The organism is Adhaeribacter terreus (assembly GCF_042657365.1).
Lineage (GTDB): Bacteria > Bacteroidota > Bacteroidia > Cytophagales > Hymenobacteraceae > Adhaeribacter_A > Adhaeribacter_A terreus.
On record NZ_JBHSKT010000003.1, the window covers coordinates 441,440 to 457,248 of the forward strand.

At 43.5% G+C, this 15,809-nt stretch carries 16 protein-coding genes; 8 read left to right on the forward strand and 8 right to left on the reverse strand.

All coding sequences use genetic code 11. The features are described 5' to 3' along the window. The first annotated feature begins 45 nt into the window (after positions 1-45). Positions 46-543 carry a metallophosphoesterase family protein gene (locus tag ACFPIB_RS07185; RefSeq protein WP_378016756.1) on the forward strand — a complete coding sequence of 166 codons (498 nt, stop codon included), beginning with the start codon at positions 46-48 and terminating at the stop codon, positions 541-543. A gap of 197 nt (positions 544-740) precedes the next feature. Here ACFPIB_RS07185 and ACFPIB_RS07190 read toward each other — a convergent pair whose 3' ends face one another. Continuing rightward, positions 741-1,010: a hypothetical protein gene (locus tag ACFPIB_RS07190; RefSeq protein ID WP_378016757.1), complete on the reverse strand. Its 270-nt coding sequence runs from the start codon at positions 1,008-1,010 to the stop codon at positions 741-743. 77 nt (positions 1,011-1,087) lie between these two features. On the opposite strand from ACFPIB_RS07190, the gene ACFPIB_RS07195 reads away from it, so the two are divergent. Then, positions 1,088-2,107 carry a threonine aldolase family protein gene (locus ACFPIB_RS07195; protein ID WP_378016758.1) on the forward strand — a complete coding sequence of 340 codons (1,020 nt, stop codon included), beginning with the start codon at positions 1,088-1,090 and terminating at the stop codon, positions 2,105-2,107. Between the two features lie 64 nt (positions 2,108-2,171). Then, positions 2,172-2,786, forward strand: a complete 615-nt coding sequence (locus ACFPIB_RS07200; RefSeq protein WP_378016759.1) for a DNA-3-methyladenine glycosylase family protein — start codon at positions 2,172-2,174, stop codon at positions 2,784-2,786. A gap of 634 nt (positions 2,787-3,420) precedes the next feature. On the opposite strand, the gene ACFPIB_RS07205 is transcribed toward ACFPIB_RS07200, so the two are convergent. After that, positions 3,421-4,335, reverse strand: coding sequence for a DUF58 domain-containing protein (locus tag ACFPIB_RS07205; RefSeq protein ID WP_378016760.1), 915 nt, complete (start codon positions 4,333-4,335; stop codon positions 3,421-3,423). Between the two features lie 9 nt (positions 4,336-4,344). On the opposite strand from ACFPIB_RS07205, the gene ACFPIB_RS07210 reads away from it, so the two are divergent. From ACFPIB_RS07210 to ychF, 3 genes are all read left to right on the forward strand, one after another. Next, complete coding sequence (locus ACFPIB_RS07210) at positions 4,345-4,497, forward strand: hypothetical protein (RefSeq protein WP_378016761.1); 153 nt, start codon at positions 4,345-4,347, stop codon at positions 4,495-4,497. 6 nt (positions 4,498-4,503) lie between these two features. Next, a complete protein-coding gene (locus ACFPIB_RS07215) occupies positions 4,504-4,833 on the forward strand; it encodes a DUF3276 family protein (protein ID WP_200507611.1) in 330 nt (109 codons plus the stop codon). 220 nt (positions 4,834-5,053) lie between these two features. Next, a complete protein-coding gene (gene ychF / locus ACFPIB_RS07220; RefSeq protein ID WP_378016762.1) occupies positions 5,054-6,151 on the forward strand; it encodes a redox-regulated ATPase YchF in 1,098 nt (365 codons plus the stop codon). A 230-nt stretch (positions 6,152-6,381) separates the two neighbouring features. Here ychF and ACFPIB_RS07225 read toward each other — a convergent pair whose 3' ends face one another. Continuing rightward, on the reverse strand, positions 6,382-7,722 hold the full coding sequence (locus tag ACFPIB_RS07225; protein WP_378016763.1) for a type IX secretion system plug protein: 1,341 nt from the start codon (positions 7,720-7,722) through the stop codon (positions 6,382-6,384). A gap of 195 nt (positions 7,723-7,917) precedes the next feature. After that, complete coding sequence (gene abc-f, locus ACFPIB_RS07230; RefSeq protein ID WP_378016764.1) at positions 7,918-9,861, reverse strand: ribosomal protection-like ABC-F family protein; 1,944 nt, start codon at positions 9,859-9,861, stop codon at positions 7,918-7,920. Between the two features lie 327 nt (positions 9,862-10,188). Here abc-f and ACFPIB_RS07235 point away from each other — a divergent pair, with 327 nt between their 5' ends. Then, positions 10,189-10,737 (forward strand): 2'-5' RNA ligase family protein, encoded by a 549-nt coding sequence (locus tag ACFPIB_RS07235; RefSeq protein WP_378016765.1) that lies wholly within the window; start codon positions 10,189-10,191, stop codon positions 10,735-10,737. A 95-nt stretch (positions 10,738-10,832) separates the two neighbouring features. After that, positions 10,833-11,183 (forward strand): YciI family protein, encoded by a 351-nt coding sequence (locus tag ACFPIB_RS07240; RefSeq protein WP_378016766.1) that lies wholly within the window; start codon positions 10,833-10,835, stop codon positions 11,181-11,183. Between the two features lie 369 nt (positions 11,184-11,552). On the opposite strand, the gene ACFPIB_RS07245 is transcribed toward ACFPIB_RS07240, so the two are convergent. The 4 genes from ACFPIB_RS07245 to ACFPIB_RS07260 form a co-directional block, all read right to left on the reverse strand. Beyond that, on the reverse strand, positions 11,553-12,524 hold the full coding sequence (locus ACFPIB_RS07245; RefSeq protein WP_378016767.1) for a deoxyhypusine synthase family protein: 972 nt from the start codon (positions 12,522-12,524) through the stop codon (positions 11,553-11,555). A gap of 164 nt (positions 12,525-12,688) precedes the next feature. Continuing rightward, positions 12,689-13,234: an ATP-dependent protease subunit HslV gene (gene hslV / locus ACFPIB_RS07250; protein ID WP_378016768.1), complete on the reverse strand. Its 546-nt coding sequence runs from the start codon at positions 13,232-13,234 to the stop codon at positions 12,689-12,691. A 173-nt stretch (positions 13,235-13,407) separates the two neighbouring features. Further along, complete coding sequence (locus ACFPIB_RS07255) at positions 13,408-13,881, reverse strand: DUF6252 domain-containing protein (RefSeq protein ID WP_378016769.1); 474 nt, start codon at positions 13,879-13,881, stop codon at positions 13,408-13,410. A 330-nt stretch (positions 13,882-14,211) separates the two neighbouring features. After that, entirely contained in the window at positions 14,212-15,708 is a 1,497-nt protein-coding gene (locus ACFPIB_RS07260; protein WP_378016770.1) for a carboxypeptidase regulatory-like domain-containing protein, read from the reverse strand. Positions 15,709-15,809: the final 101 nt, after the last annotated feature.

The window sequence follows — 15,809 nt, forward strand, 5'->3', positions numbered from 1 at the left end:
ATCCAAATTGCTAAGTTTGAATACCTGAATTAAAATTTCTGAACCATGAAGATCGGTCTTCTCTCCGACACCCACTCCTACCTCGACGAACGCATTTTGCACCACCTCAGCACCTGCGACGAGATCTGGCACGCCGGCGATTTCGGGAATCTGGAAGTTTCGGATGTGCTGGCTGCTCTAAAACCGCTGCGCGGCGTTTACGGCAATATCGACGATCAAAGCATTCGCTTGATTCATCCGAAAGTAAACCGTTTCAATGTAAATGGTTTGGAAGTTCTTATGACCCATATTGGCGGTTATCCCGGAAAATATCATCCGGATATTCGGGCTGAAATTCAGCAGAATCCGCCGAGTTTGTTTATTACCGGCCACTCGCACATTCTGAAAGTAATGCCCGATAAAAAGCTGGGCTTGCTACATTTAAACCCCGGAGCCGCGGGCAAACACGGCTTTCACCAGATCCGGACCATGATGAAATTTGAAATAAATGCCGGCAAAATTGAGAACCTGCAGGTTATTGAATTAGGGAAAAGAGCTGGGTAAAACGGTAGGGTTTCGGGAGGCAAAAGTAGCGTAGGTTTAAACCCTACCCTACTTTTTTATATGTAAGGAGTAAACAAAAAAAAAGTGTGCCTGCTAACAGACACACTTCAATATTATGAAAACAGTATGGTAATTACACTAAAAACTGCTAAAGCTTTATAATCAGATTAAAACGACCAGAGCTTTAACAGTAGAAATTACTCAGCAGATTTTTCTTCTGTTGGGTGAATAACTTCTTCTACTTTCTCTTTTACAGCTTCAACTGCATTTTCAACTTTATGAGCTACTTCAGAGATGGCTTTCTTAACGGTGCCAACTACGCCTGGCTTGCCGAACTGAGCTTTCAGTTCTTCCGGATCAACATTTTTAATAACCGGCACACGCAGTAATTGCTTAATTACAGTCTGCTTGTTATTCGCTCTTGCTTTATTTTTGCGGTCTTTTCTTTTTAATCTTGTAATAGCCATCTTTCAATAGTTAAAATTGGAACGCAAAAGTAACAGAATATTTTTAATTTTAAAACAAATTATCAGCTAAATATCGAATGAATACTATAGATCTCCGCTCCGACACCGTAACCAAACCATCTAAAGCCATGCTGGAAGCCATGTTTCAGGCCGAAACCGGCGACGATGTGTATGGAGAAGACCCGACCGTAACCACGCTGGAGAAGTCTTGCGCGCAGTTTTTTGGCAAAGAAGCCGGCCTCTTCTGCCCTTCCGGCACCATGACCAACCAGATTGCCATTAAACTCCACACCGAGCCGCTTTCCGAAGTGATCTGCGATCTTACGGCTCACATTTATAATTACGAAGGTGGCGGAATCGCTTTCAATTCGGCTGCATCGGTTTGCTTAATCCCCGGTGAGCGCGGAAAAATAACGCCTGAACAAATCGCGCAATGTATCCGCCCCGATAATATTCACTACCCGATCTCGAAACTGGTTTCGCTGGAAAACACGAGCAACAAAGGCGGCGGTTCTTATTATACAGCCGCCGAAATTGCCCCGATAGCCGAACTTTGCCGCGCTAATAATTTAGCCCTGCATCTCGATGGCGCACGAATTTTCAATGCCTTAATTGCCAGCAAAGAAACACCAGCACAGCACGGACAATATTTCGATACCATCTCGGTTTGCTTATCGAAAGGTTTAGGCGCCCCCGTAGGTTCGGTTTTATTAGGAACGGAAGCGCACATTAAAAAAGCCCTCAGAATCAGAAAGGTTTTAGGCGGAGGCATGCGCCAGGCCGGTTATTTAGCAGCTGCCGGCATTTATGCCCTGCAAAATAATTTAGACCGTTTAGCCGAAGACCATGCCCGCGCCAAACAACTGGAAGAAACTCTGAAAACCTGCAGCTACGTGGAAGAAACCCTTTCAGCAGAAACCAACATCGTGATCTTTAAACTCCAGAAGGAAATAAATCCTGACGCTTTCCTAGCCAAACTGGCCGAACAAAATATCCTGGCTTCCGGTTTTGGCCCGCAGCAAATCCGCTTCGTAACGCATTTAGATTTTACCGACGATATGCTGGAAAAAACTATTCAAGTCTTGAAAAGCATTTAAGAAATCTATTTCTATTTAACATATTTATTAAACTGAAAACGCTATCCTTTTGCGGCCAAAAACTATGCCTTACCAAAAAGCGATTGAACATCTAAATTCCGACCCGATAATTGCCGCACTCATTGCCACGCTTCCCCCGATCGAGATAAAACCGGAAGAACCTGATTTTTATTTAACGCTGCTTCGGTCGGTAGTTGGTCAACAACTTTCGGTAAAGGCGGCGGCTACCATTTATGGCCGCTTCATTAATTTATTCCCGAGTAAATATCCGAATCCCGAAGAAGTGCTTTTGCTTTTAGACGAACAACTGCGTGGCGTGGGATTATCGGGGCAGAAAAGCGGTTATGTGCGTGCGGTAGCGGAGTTCAAAAAAAGCGGAAAACTGGAACCCGAAGTGATCAGCCATTTAGAAGATGAAGCCCTCATAAAACACCTTACCAGCATAAAAGGCGTTGGCCGCTGGACCGCTGAAATGCTTTTAATGTTTGCTCTGGGCCGCCACGATGTTTTTCCTGCTGACGACTTGGGCATTCAAAACGCCATGAAAAAACGCTATGGTTTGACCTCTGAAAAGAAAGAACTCCGCAAGCAAATGTTTGAAATTGCCGAAAACTGGAAACCCTACCGCACATTAGCGAGCAAGTATCTATGGAAGAGTTTGAATAATACGCCGGGGTAAAATTGGCTTTTAACCGTCAGCTAAAGCAAACGGCAATGAATTTTGTCTGAATTGGAATTTGTCAGATTTGAGGATAGTCTGAACACGATTTACAGGATTTGGGGATGGGCAGGATTTTTAAATCAGAAGAGAATTTTTAATCGGATAATAAGGAACCACCCTGCCCCTCCTTGAAAAGGAGGGGACCTTTTCTTTACTATGATTTCACGCATTCCGCCAGCGCAGCGTCCATTGAAACGCTACAAAAGATAAAAAGCCCGCTACAGAGGAAAGCCATACCAGTTTCTGTGAGAGCGGCCTCCGCACTTTCCGACTTTTGCTTTAGCAAAATTGCGCAAGCAAAGGAAAGGGTGCAGCCGCGAACGCAGAAACGAAGCCGCCCGGCTTGAGGGAATAAATTACCGATGGAAGTTAAAAGTAAGATGTTTAGCAGAAAAGTTAGCTATAAAAATGCTAGCACTTTTAGGTAAAAAACTGCTTACCACCGGCGAGGTCCTTCACTATCATTCAGGATGACAGAACTTGAAAAGGAAAACGATAAGCTTCAGATCTAAAAACCAAACTACCAACCCGAAGAAATCTCTCCTACCGTGGAGATAATGAGGAAAACGCTACACTTTAGCACTAAAAAAACTCAAACCCGCATTTTCCCCCGCTTCACCAAATAACCATAAAGCACTTTATCAAAAGGCTCATTAATATCCACCGGAATAAAATCGATCTTGTATTGGTGGCATTTTAATTCCAGGCCATGTTTAAAAGTCTCCATCGCGGCTTTATAATTTTCCCGTACCTGGCTGGGCTGCAATTTCAACTCCTCCCCCGTTTCTACATCTACAAATAAATAAGGACGTTCTGAAAATTCGAAGGCTTCTTCCGTTTTCTGATCCATTACATGAAAAAGCAGCACTTCGTGGTTCTGGTGCTTCAAATGCTGCAAAGCCGCAAAAATGGCATCCGAATCTTCCAACCGGCTGAACATATCCGAAAAAATGATCACCAACGAACGTTTCGGAATTTGCTGGGCAATCTGGTGCAGCACTTTGGCAACACTGGTCTGCCCGGTAGGGCGCGGCTGGTTGAGCAGGTTCTGCAACGTCATCATTAACGTATGCACATGCGAACCCGTAGATTTTACCGGCGACTGTTCCAGAATTTTATCGGCGAACGTTATTAATCCCACCGCATCGCGTTGTTTCTGCAACATTGTTGTTAAAGCCGCTGCTGCCAAAGCGCTGAACGTTAACTTTCCGTTTGTAGCTTCCGGGTAATACATACTCGGCGAAACGTCGAGCAGAATGTGGCAGCGTAGGTTCGTTTCTTCTTCGTAGCGCTTTACAAAAAGTTTATCGGTGCGGGCAAAAACTTTCCAGTCTATGTGGCGGGTGCTTTCGCCGCTGTTGTATAAACGGTGCTCCGAAAATTCTACCGAAAACCCGTGATAAGGCGATTTATGCAGGCCGGTTATAAAGCCTTCTACCAGCTGACGGGCCAGAAATTCCATGTTACCGAACTGCCGGACGGTTGCTAAATCTACCTGTTGAGCCATATTATATAATTGAAAACGAAAGAATTACTGAAAAACGCTATGCTTTTAACGCAAAAAACCCGCATTATTGCTGTTGGAAATATGGTGAAATTTCCGTTAAAAATTTTTATTGTTCAAACTAAACTTTTATTTTTAGCAGATAAAATAAATGTATCTAACTAAAGCCCTGTGGAAGAGAACAACGAAAAAGCAGAAATTTATTCGCAACGAATAAGAGCCGGCAAACGCACCTATTTCTTTGATGTAAAATCAACGCGTTCCAACGACTTCTATCTGACTATTACGGAGAGTAAGCGCAAGTTCAACAACGATACATACTCTTACGAGAAGCACAAAATTTTCTTATACAAAGAAGATTTCGCCAAATTTATGGAAGCCCTGCAAGGCACCATCGATCACGTAAAAACCAACCTCCTTTCCGAAGAAGACCTCGCCGAACTCGAGCGTCTGGAAAATGAGCCCGTAGCTGTTCTGGACGAAGAACTGAAATGGGAATAGGTTGAAATAAAACTATGAAGCAAATTTTTGAAAGCCCCCGGAAATTCCGGAGGCTTTTTTATTTTTCACAAAAGGCTATTCCTTTGGATGGAAAAACTCAAAAAACGAACCAAATCCGGCAAACAATTAACCTTCCTGAATTAACCAAATAAACCGTATCTTTGCGGCCGGTTTCTAAAACCAGATAAATCAATTCAGAAACAATAAATAAAAATATATTATGGGACTTCGCTGCGGAATTGTCGGGCTGCCGAACGTAGGAAAATCAACCTTATTCAACGCCATTTCCAGCGCCAAAGCTGAATCTGCCAACTATCCTTTCTGTACTATTGAGCCAAACGTAGGCGTGGTAACCGTACCGGATGAACGTCTGCAGATTCTGGAAGAACTGGTTCACCCGGAGCGCGTACTGCCAACTATTGTAGAGTTTGTAGATATTGCCGGTTTGGTTAAAGGTGCTTCTAAAGGCGAAGGTCTGGGCAATAAATTCCTGGCCAACATCCGCGAAGTAGATGCCATTATTCACGTAATCCGTTGCTTCGATGATCCGAATATTGTGCACGTGGCCGGCGGCGTAGATCCGGTTTTCGACAAAGACGTGATCGATACAGAATTGCAGATCAAAGACCTGGAATCTATCGATAAAAAGATCCAGAAGGTGGAGCGCACTGCCAAAGCCGGCGATGCGAAAGCAAAAAAAGAACTGGCCAGCTTACTGAAATTCAAAGAGCATTTAACGGCCGGTAAAAATGCGCGTTCGCTGGAAGTTTCGGAAGAAGACCTGGAAGCCGTGGAAGACCTGAAACTGCTTACTATTAAGCCGGTAATTTACGCAGCCAACGTAGATGAATCTTCCATTAATTCCGGAAACAAATTTGTAGAAGCGTTGAAGGAACACGTAAAAGATGAAAACGCCGAAGTGGTAGTAATTTCTGCCGCCATTGAAGCGCAGATCGCCGAAATTGAAGATCCGGAAGACAAACAAATGTTCCTGGAAGAATACGGATTAACCGAATCTGGCCTGAACAAACTGATCCGCGCCTCTTATTCTATCCTGAACCTGATCACGTACTTCACGGCCGGCGTAAAAGAAGTTCGCGCCTGGACTATCGAAAAAGGCTGGAAAGCACCTGCTGCGGCCGGCGTAATTCACACCGACTTCGAAAAAGGCTTTATCCGTGCCGAAGTTATTAAGCTGAAAGATTACCAGGAATATAAATCGGAAACGAAAATTAAAGAAGCCGGTAAAATGGCGGTAGAAGGTAAAGAATACGTGGTGCAAGACGGCGACATCATGCACTTCCGTTTCAACGTATAAACTGAAAAACGATAGGATTTCCCGCTAAGAAACTAAAAGCCAGCTTCAGAAATGAGGCTGGCTTTTTTTAATTATTGATTGAGAGAATGATTGAATGAGTGAATAAATTATTTAAGCCAACTTAATTTCAATTTGAGACTATTTAATAACTCATTACGTCTTTTAGCTTTTAATCTCAAATACATTTAACTATTCAATAATTCTCACATTCACTCATTCAATAATTAAATTTATCGGTCCCCGTTCACCTGCTGCGCCACATACGAGATCAGCAGATCGGCGCGGCTTCCCGGCGGACGATAATAAACCAGCAGATCATAGAAATTTTCGGTATCGGCAAAACTATTTTCGAAGTAACGTTCGTCAATCATACCGTCTGGCATTTTCACACCGAGCATAAAATTGTAATAACCCTGTTTGAGCAAAGCCCGGCCAGTATAAGCTTTTTCGGTGGGGTGATATGTCAGTTTGAAATTTTCCTGCGCTTTCCATTCGCTCAGCTGGCCTAAAACATAAACCGGTCCGGGCGCTTCTGTTTCGGCCTTCACCTGTAAATTCACCCACGCATAATCGCCTTCGGTATTGCCGTTGCCGTATTCGCGGTTGTCAATAATAAATTTACCATTCACATCTGGATAACGGGCATAAACATCTTTCGCCCGACTTTGTTGTACACTTAACAGCACTTCGGTAGGGTTTACTTCGCGGTTTATCGATGCCAGGTTAAAACCTGTATAACGCAAACTTCTGGTATCGAAAACGCGAAATTCATTCAGACCGAAAAAATTGTAGCGCGCATCGTAAAACGTATATTCCAGGCGTTTCTGTGCGTCGTGTACATAGGTTGGCCGGATGTTGAATTTGGCATTGTCCCAACGCTGGTTCTGGCGCAAAACGATCTTCACTTCCTGCTGCGGATTGATCAGTTCGTATTTGCCATACATAATATTGATATTGAGCTGCTGCATGGAATAACGCTCGCCTACACCAGCTGAAAACGTGGGTATCAGGCTGGCTCCCACCAGGTTTTCGTAAACCATAAAACGGCGCGTCATTACGTAATTGCTTTGTTCATCCGAAACCACCAGCAGATAATTGCCGGAGATTTTAACGCGCGGTACCCGGAAACTGTAATGAAAGAACGGCACTTTGGTGTTCCCGTTCGGGCGAATATCGGTTATGTAATATTCGTTGTAATCGTTCGCATACTGAATTTCCGAAAGCGTGGATGGCGCCCAATTATAATCGCAATGGATCACTTTCACCCGGAAACGTTTCTGCACCTCACTCAACTCATCGAATTCCAGAATAATCGGTACACTTTGCGCGAAAGAAATTACCGGAGCCGTTAAAATATCTTCCGCAGTGCCGGTTGCGGCATAAAACTGCACCGTTTTAATCGCATCGGAATAAATGTGATCGGTGTATTGCAACGTGCGTTGCGCGTAGTATTCCGGGGTTTTGGCAACAGTGGTATTTTCACCGGTAATAGGTTCGCCGAGCGGTACGCAACCCAGCAAACTCAAACTCAGAAAGGCTAAAACGGTATGGTTTCGGAAGGAAAAAGTCATGCAGTAGGTTTAAGTTGCAGCAATTTTAACGCAGGGAAATTAATCATTATTTTTAAAAAGTACCGGCGTAAAAAAATCTTAAAGTAAAAGAAAGCCCCTGACTTATGCCAGGGGCGATCCAAAAAGCAATAATATTAAAAGTTAAAACTGAATTCCTGCCCGCGTTTCTAAACAACCATTTAACAATTAAGCGATTTAGCCCTTCAACTGGCTTTCCAGATTTTCAACCTGTTCTGCTACTTTTTCCCATTCTGTGTTTTTGGCGTCCAGTTCCTTTTTTGTTTTCTCGAATTTCAGAGTATAATCGGTTAGAGAACTGACATTGCCGTAGACTTCAGGTTCGGCCAGTTTTGCTTCGTATGCAGCCAGTTCTTCTTCCAGTTCCTGCACTTTTTTCTCCACTTCCTGCAATTGCTTATTGGCTTTTTTCAGGTCATTTTGCAGCTGCTGATAATTGTTCGGCTTTACTTCAGGTTTGGGTTTTACCTCCGTTTTTGCTACCGTTTTTACCGGATTTAAAGCAGCATTTTTCTTCGCTTCTTTCTCCCGGCTTTCTTGGAATTGCTCGAATTCGTGATATGTTCCCGGGTATTCTTTCAGCTGATAATCTTCTATGTACCAGATCTTGTTCGCCACATTTTCTACGAAATAACGGTCATGGGAAATAACCACAAACGTACCTTCATATTGATCCAGCGCCTGAATCAAGATGTTTACCGATTGCATATCCAGGTGGTTGGTAGGTTCATCGAGCAGCAGGAAGTTCGCTTCGGAAATCAGAGTTTTAGCAAGCGCTACGCGGCTTTTTTCACCACCTGAAAGCACTTTGATTTTCTTGAAGACCTGGTCACCGGTAAATAAAAACGAACCTAAAATGGTGCGCAATTCCATTTCGTTGCGTTTGCTGCCTGCTTCGGTAAGTTCCTGTAGAATTTCATTCTCAACCGTTAAACTTTCGAGCTGGTGCTGCGCATAAAATGCCATAATTACGTTGTGGCCCAATTGCCGCTTACCGTCTACCGGTTCGGTGCCGGCCACAATGCGCATAAGCGTAGATTTACCTTTTCCGTTCGCCCCGATCAATGCAATTTTATCGCCGCGCTCAATGTTCACGTTCGTATCGCGGAAAATGATTTTATCGCCGTATTTTTTGCTCATGTGCTCCAGGCGCAGAATATGGCGGCCTGGTTCTACGCTGAACTGGAACTTGAAATTTACTTTCGGCGCATCGCTTGCTACATCTTCAATGCGGTCCATGCGTTCCAGCGCTTTCATGCGGCTTTGGGCTTGTTTGGCTTTGGTAGCTTTGGCTTTGAAACGCTCGATAAAACGTTCCGTTTGCCGGATAGCAGCCTGCTGGTTTTCGAAAGCGCCTTTCTGAATTTCGTTACGGAGTTCCTTTTCCTCTAAATAAAAACTGTAATTACCGGCGTAGATATTCAGTTTCTGCTGTGCCACTTCCACCGTCATGTTCGTGGTCTTATCCAGGAATTCCCGGTCGTGCGATACAATAATCACCGCGCCTTCGTAACCTTCCAGATAGTTTTCCAGCCATTTAATAGAAGGTAAGTCTAAGTGGTTGGTTGGCTCATCGAGCAAGAGCAAAGATGGTTTCTGCAAGAGTATTTTTGCGAGCATCACGCGCATGCGCCAGCCTCCGGAAAACGTTTTTAAAGGCCGCTGCAATTCTTCGGTGGTAAAGCCCAGACCTTCCAGAATTTCTTCCGCTTTTGTTTGCATGTTGTAACCATCCAGCGCATCAAATTCATCCTGCAGTTTGGCCAGTTTTTCTACCAGAGAATCTTCGTAATTCGTATCCATCTGGTGCAGCACTTCATCAATTTCCTTCTGTACTTCCAGCGCCCGTTCAAATGCCTGCATGGCCACGCTCAGAATACTTTCGTGCGTATCGTAACTCAGCAGATCCTGATTCAGGAAACCGATGGTAGTATCTTTGCTCATCTGAATGCTGCCGGAATCGGGTTTGTATTCGCCTACCAACACGCGCAGCAAAGTAGATTTACCGGTACCATTCAGCCCGATCAGGCCGATCTTATCTTTGGGTTTTATATGTAAACTGGCGTCTTCGTAAAGGGTACGGCTGCCAAAATGAAAACTAAGGTTATTAATGGAGATCATAATTGCCCTGAAATGAAAGCGCAAAGGTACGTATTTTAGTCCGGTTTGCTCCGTCTCCGCCTGGCTTGTTGCCTTACTGTTGCAATTGCAATCATAATTGTTTGCCCCTGAAAGTTCTAATCAACTTTAAATTTGCACCGGAATTACCGCAGACTTAAAGCATTGACTGTACCTAAATCTTAAAATTAGCCCGATTTAATAGTTTTTATGCGCCGAATGCTACCGTTTTTTAAATTAAAAACAGTATCTTTTCCGAAGAAAAAAAGTACAAGCGTTGGCAAGGCGCTTATAATTTGCCGAATCAGCATTAGAAAGGACCGTGAATTTATGTTAGCTGTTGCTTCCCTCCTTGACCAGGAACATACCGATAAAGTAAACCAGATCGTTACACAGCTCGACAGCATTTTCGGGCTCAAAGGTGTACAACTCACTCCTTATCCGCACCTTACCTGGCTTACCACAGACGTAGCAAAAATGTCGGATCTGAAAGATTATTTGCGGAAGATTTCCCTGCAATCGCAGCCATTAAGTGCGCGGACCATGGGCATCGGCATTTTTCCCGGCGATAAACCAGTAATTTACATCCCCATTTTACGTACCCGCGAGATCAACCGTTTTCATGCCCGCTTATTTCAGGAGATCAGCGAATTCAGCGACCAGACCGGTCATTTCTACGATCCTAACCTCTGGATGCCTCATTTAACGCTGGCCCTAGGCGATACCAGTTCCTGGAGTTTAGCCCCGGTGCTGCATTACCTTAACCAGTTCCGTTTCGATTGGAACATGACCTTGGATAACCTTTGCATTATCAAAAAATCGGGCGATAAATTCCTGAAAGAAGAAGTGTATAATTTTGCGGAGTTTGTGGGAAGTTGAGTAAAAGAATTATTGCAGCGATACTTCATTTTATTTCTTTGCAAAAGGCCGTTATTATTTAATCAAAATTTCATTTAATACTCTTTACCAATTCTATGGAAAACCCATTCCAATTTGTTCCTGCTGACATTATGCCGCAACTGGCAAACATGAAACCTTACACTGTAATCATTCTGAAAAAAGGCCCGAATTTCGATTCAGCCGAAACGCTGAAAATTATTCAGGCAGAACATTTACCGTATATTTTTAATCTCCGCGCCGAAGGCAAAATGCTGCTTACCCTGCCAGTACAGGACAATACCGATGTAGCCGCCGTTGGCGTTTATAATTCTTTAGACAAAGAAGAAATTCAGAAATTAACCGAAGCCGATCCGGCCATTCAGAAAGGCGTTTTCACATATGAATTAATGAATTCAATCGGTATGAAAGGCGATACGCTGGTCTAGTTTTTTCGCTTAAAACCATACCGTTTTTAAATAAGAAAGCACTGCAAAAACTGCAGCGCTTTTTTTGTTGCATTGCCGTCTGCTAAAGTTTAATGTGCTTAGTTTGCAGAAAATATTTAAGATTAATTTTATCTGTAGAGACGCAATACTTTGCGTCTACATTCAAGGCAGCAGCGTTGGGTATTCCTGCAAAACCAACCACAGGGCAAAATAAATTATTGGCAGTCAACCACGTAAATCGCACGCCTGAAAAGACGCAAAGTATTGCGTCTCTGTAATCATAACAATCTTATACAAAAAAAAGCCCGGAAAATCTCCCGGGCTTTTTTCATAAAATTGTCAATCCAAAATCGACAATCGTAAATCAAATTACATATCCAATACCATCGCAAAGATCAGTGGAGCTACGATTGTTGCGTCTGATTCGATCACGTATTTCGGCGTATCGATTCCTAATTTACCCCAGGTAATTTTCTCGTTTGGTACCGCGCCGGAATAAGAACCGTAGCTGGTTGTAGAATCGGAGATCTGGCAGAAATAACCCCATAATGGTACGCCGGTTCTTTGAAGATCCTGGTGCAACATAGGTACCACGCAGATCGGGAAATCGCCGGCAATACCGCCACCTATCTGGAAGAAACCAATAGTAGATTCTTCTTTTGCAGTTTTAGTATACCAATCCGCCAGCTCGATCATGTACTGAATACCGGTTTTCATGGTATGCACATTCTTGATGTCGCCGGAAATTACGTGGCCTGCATAAATGTTACCCAAGGTAGAATCTTCCCAACCCGGAACGATGATCGGTAGATTTTTCTTAGCAGCTTCCAGCATCCAGCTGTTTTTAGGATCGATCTGGTAATACTGCTCCAGATCTCCTGAAAGTAAAATCTGGTAGAAGAACTCATGCGGGAAATAAGATTTACCTTCCTGATCAGCTTTTTCCCAGAATTTCAATACCGTATTTTCCAGGCGGCGCATCGCTTCGTGTTCCGGAATACAGGTATCAGTTACGCGGTTCATGTGGCGCTCAAGCAGAGCTTGTTCGTCAGCCGGCGTAAGGTCGCGATAATGCGGAATACGCTCGTAGAAATCATGGGCTACCAGGTTAAAAATATCTTCTTCCAAATTAGCGCCGGTACAGGTAATGGCCTGCACTTTATCCTGACGGATCATTTCGGCTAAAATAATGCCCAGCTCAGCGGTACTCATCGCACCCGCCAGCGTGATCATCATTTTATTGCCATCGGCTAAATGTTTTTTATATCCTTCAGCAGCATCTATTAAAGAGGCCGCGTTGAAATGCTTGAAATGTTTCTTTAAGAAATTACTTACTTCCATGCTTATTTTTTCGATTTAGGGTTTTTATTTTACCCGAGATTCAAACTTTAAAATCTATGTAATAATTCAAAAAAACGGTATGCTTTTAAAGGCAAAAACCCGGATATCATTTAAATGAAATTATTCCTGTGTTCATTACTTTTTTACCGTAAAACGATAGCGTTTTAAACTGGTTTTTCAACCATCAGGTTATGGTTCGTGAAAACGCAGATATCAGCCGCAATGTTTAAGCTTTCGCGCACCATTTCTTCGGCGGTTAAATGCGGTGCATGTTTTTTTAAGGCGGTGGCTGCAGATAAGGCATAATTACTACCCGAACCAATGGCTGCGATCTGATTATCTGGTTCCAGCACGTCGCCGGTACCGGAAATGATCAGCAATTCAGTTTTATCGGCTACCACCATCATAGCTTCCAGTTTGCTCAAATAACGGTCGGTGCGCCAGTCTTTGGCAAGTTCTATGGCAGCCCGTTTCATATTCTGGCCGTAGGCATTCAGCTTGGCTTCAAAACGCTCCAGCAAGGTAAAAGCATCGGCAGTAGAACCAGCAAAACCCGTTACAATTTTGCCATCCAGCAGTTTACGGATCTTTTTTACGTTGCTTTTGGCAATGGTATTTCCCATGCTGGCCTGCCCATCGGCGCCCACGGCCATTTCGCCGTTATGGTAAATGCCTACTACCGTGGTAGATCTTATTTTTACTTTAGTCATGTTCTAAATTTTTGAGAAACCAGTTCTCTCCTCTTAAATATGGTCAAATTTAGCAAATACACCGATTACTTCTGCATTTTATATTTTTAATAGCCACGGGCTGCACCAAACGCTATTTTCTTCCCTTCAAACCATTTTAAAACACTGCCTGGTTAATTACTAATTGGCAGTTTTTATTGCCTGATCGGAACATCCGTAAAAGTACCTTGCGTAATTTCTTTGTTTTCAGTAGCGGAATTTCCCTGAGCAGGAGTTGCTAGGAAAGAAAAACTGCCGGAAATTTTCTTTTCCAGGGTATCGAATTTGGTAACTGTTAAATTAGCCGAAACGGCCAGCCAAGTTTGGAATGTAATACCCTGCGGATTTTCGTGAATGATCACATACCGACCCGAAGTAACAGAATCGTAGGTTCCAGCCTGGTTAATAATGGGCAGAACCAGACTCAGCATTTCACTCTTTTCTGTAGTGCCGCTTATTTCCATCCGAATAATAGAAGTGGTTTGCGCATCAGTGGCATCGGCCACGGTACTGGTTTCCTGGCCATTAACTTTGGCTTTCATGGTTCCTGTTGCAGCAGGAAGAAAAACGTCAACTTTTTCTTCATCTTTGTTGCAGCTTGTCAGCAGTAAAATTACAGCCAAAGCCATTAGAAATGATCTGATACGCATCTGCATGATCTGAGAAATGAACGGAAATTTTTCAGCAGGAATTTCTTAATATGAAAATGCTTTTAAAAGTAAGCTGCATGTTTCCGATAAAAAGCGGTATGCTTTTAACCTGAAAAAGTCGGAAGCGAATATTGCCAGATTTTCAAAGTTACGTTTAAAATTCTGAACGAAATGAAGTTTATTTTGAAGCAGTTTTTGCATTCGTTGCAGCACTTTTTCATCCTTAAACCCTACCTTTTTTTATAAACCGGAAACAAAAAAAAACCTTCCATTGCTGAAAGGCTTTTTGTTTTAAATTATTCCTGAAAATTATTTCCAGTCCGGCATTTCACCTTCGTTAAAAAGTTTTCTGCGGTTGTTGCCGTCCACATCCATGATCCAGATCTCTTTTGTACTGCCCAAGGCATTGCTCGATTGTTCAAAAATTATCTGTGCGCCGTTCGGAGAAAATCTTGGATTGGTATCGTTGTAACCGGCTGGTTTGTTTAGGGAAAGATCGACCGTATCTGATTTATTGAGCCGCATCAGGAAAATGTGCGAATTCAGTTGTCTGCCATTGGCAGCGTTAAAACCATCTATGTCGCGGGTAAAAAGTACATCCTGACCATTAATTGAAAAAGTAGGACTCTCGATCCGGCCCGGCATATTTCCTAAAAACTGCGTCATGCCGGTTCCGTTATCGTTCATCAGGTAAAGCTCAGAACTGAAAATATCGGTACCCATGGTTTGCGCAATGATCTTGTTTCCCTGGTCGGTCCAGTCGAGCTGGCGAAAATGGCGGTTAGCCGGAGCCGTTGCCAGCAATTGGTTGCCAGTGCCGTTGCGGTTTATTTTGTAGAGCTTATCGTAATGCGCATAAATGAGCTGCGAGCCATCCGGCGACCAGGCATAACCAATTCCATCGTTGTGGTAACCCGCTATTGGGAAAGAAACCGTAACGCGTTTTTTGTTCGAGCCGTCGCGGTTCATGGTAAAAATATGCCACGAACCGTATTCGTTGGTAGTAAACGCAATTTTATCGCGTAACGGGCTTAGCAAAGGCTGGTTTTCCTGGTAAGAAGTATTTGTCAGGCGCACTTCCGGAATGGTATCGGCGGTAAAAATTTCGCGGGAACCGCCCATTTCTTTAACGAAAAGATATTTGAAATTTGGCATATCCAGGGTCCGGAAACTCCAGATATCACTTTTGGTTTCCAGGCTGAAAGGATCCTGAGCGGTAACCTGCCAGTAATAAACCGTATTGTATTTCAAGCCATCGGCCACAACACTGGTATCACTAATATTCTGCGCGATCAGGCGTTTAGCCGACATTCCCGATTCAAATAATTCGACCGTATAATTTAAACTATCTTCTTCATCCGGGTCCTTTCCAGACCAGACTAATCGCACCGACACCGGCTGCTTTTCGCTCTGATTCGCAGGCAAAGCCAGCACAGGTTTGTCAGGCGCTTTATTGGTACCATCACTTTTTTCGAGAATAATGCGTATGTCGGAGATCTTATCTCGGGCTACCAGAATATTTACGGAAGTAGTGCGGTAGCCAACTTTTTTTGCCGTAACGCTGTAATTGCCCACAATTACATCATTTATCTGAAAACGGCCGGTATTATCGGTGGCAATAGCGCTGGTAGCCGGGTTGGTGGTTATACTTACATTTTCCAGGACGGCATTAGTTTCAGCTTCTACCACTACTCCGGTTATGGTGCCGGAAACAGTTGGTTCTACGGTATCTTCTTTACACGAATACCAGATAAGCGGCAGCGCAGCAAACAGCAGCACTCTTAGGAATGCAAAATTTTTAGACATGGTTCGGAAGTGTTGGATAGCGTTTAGAGCGATGGCAAATTGCCAGGTAAGCGTAAGCGGTACTCAGGAATTATAAAAAGTCTGATCAAATAGGGAAAAAG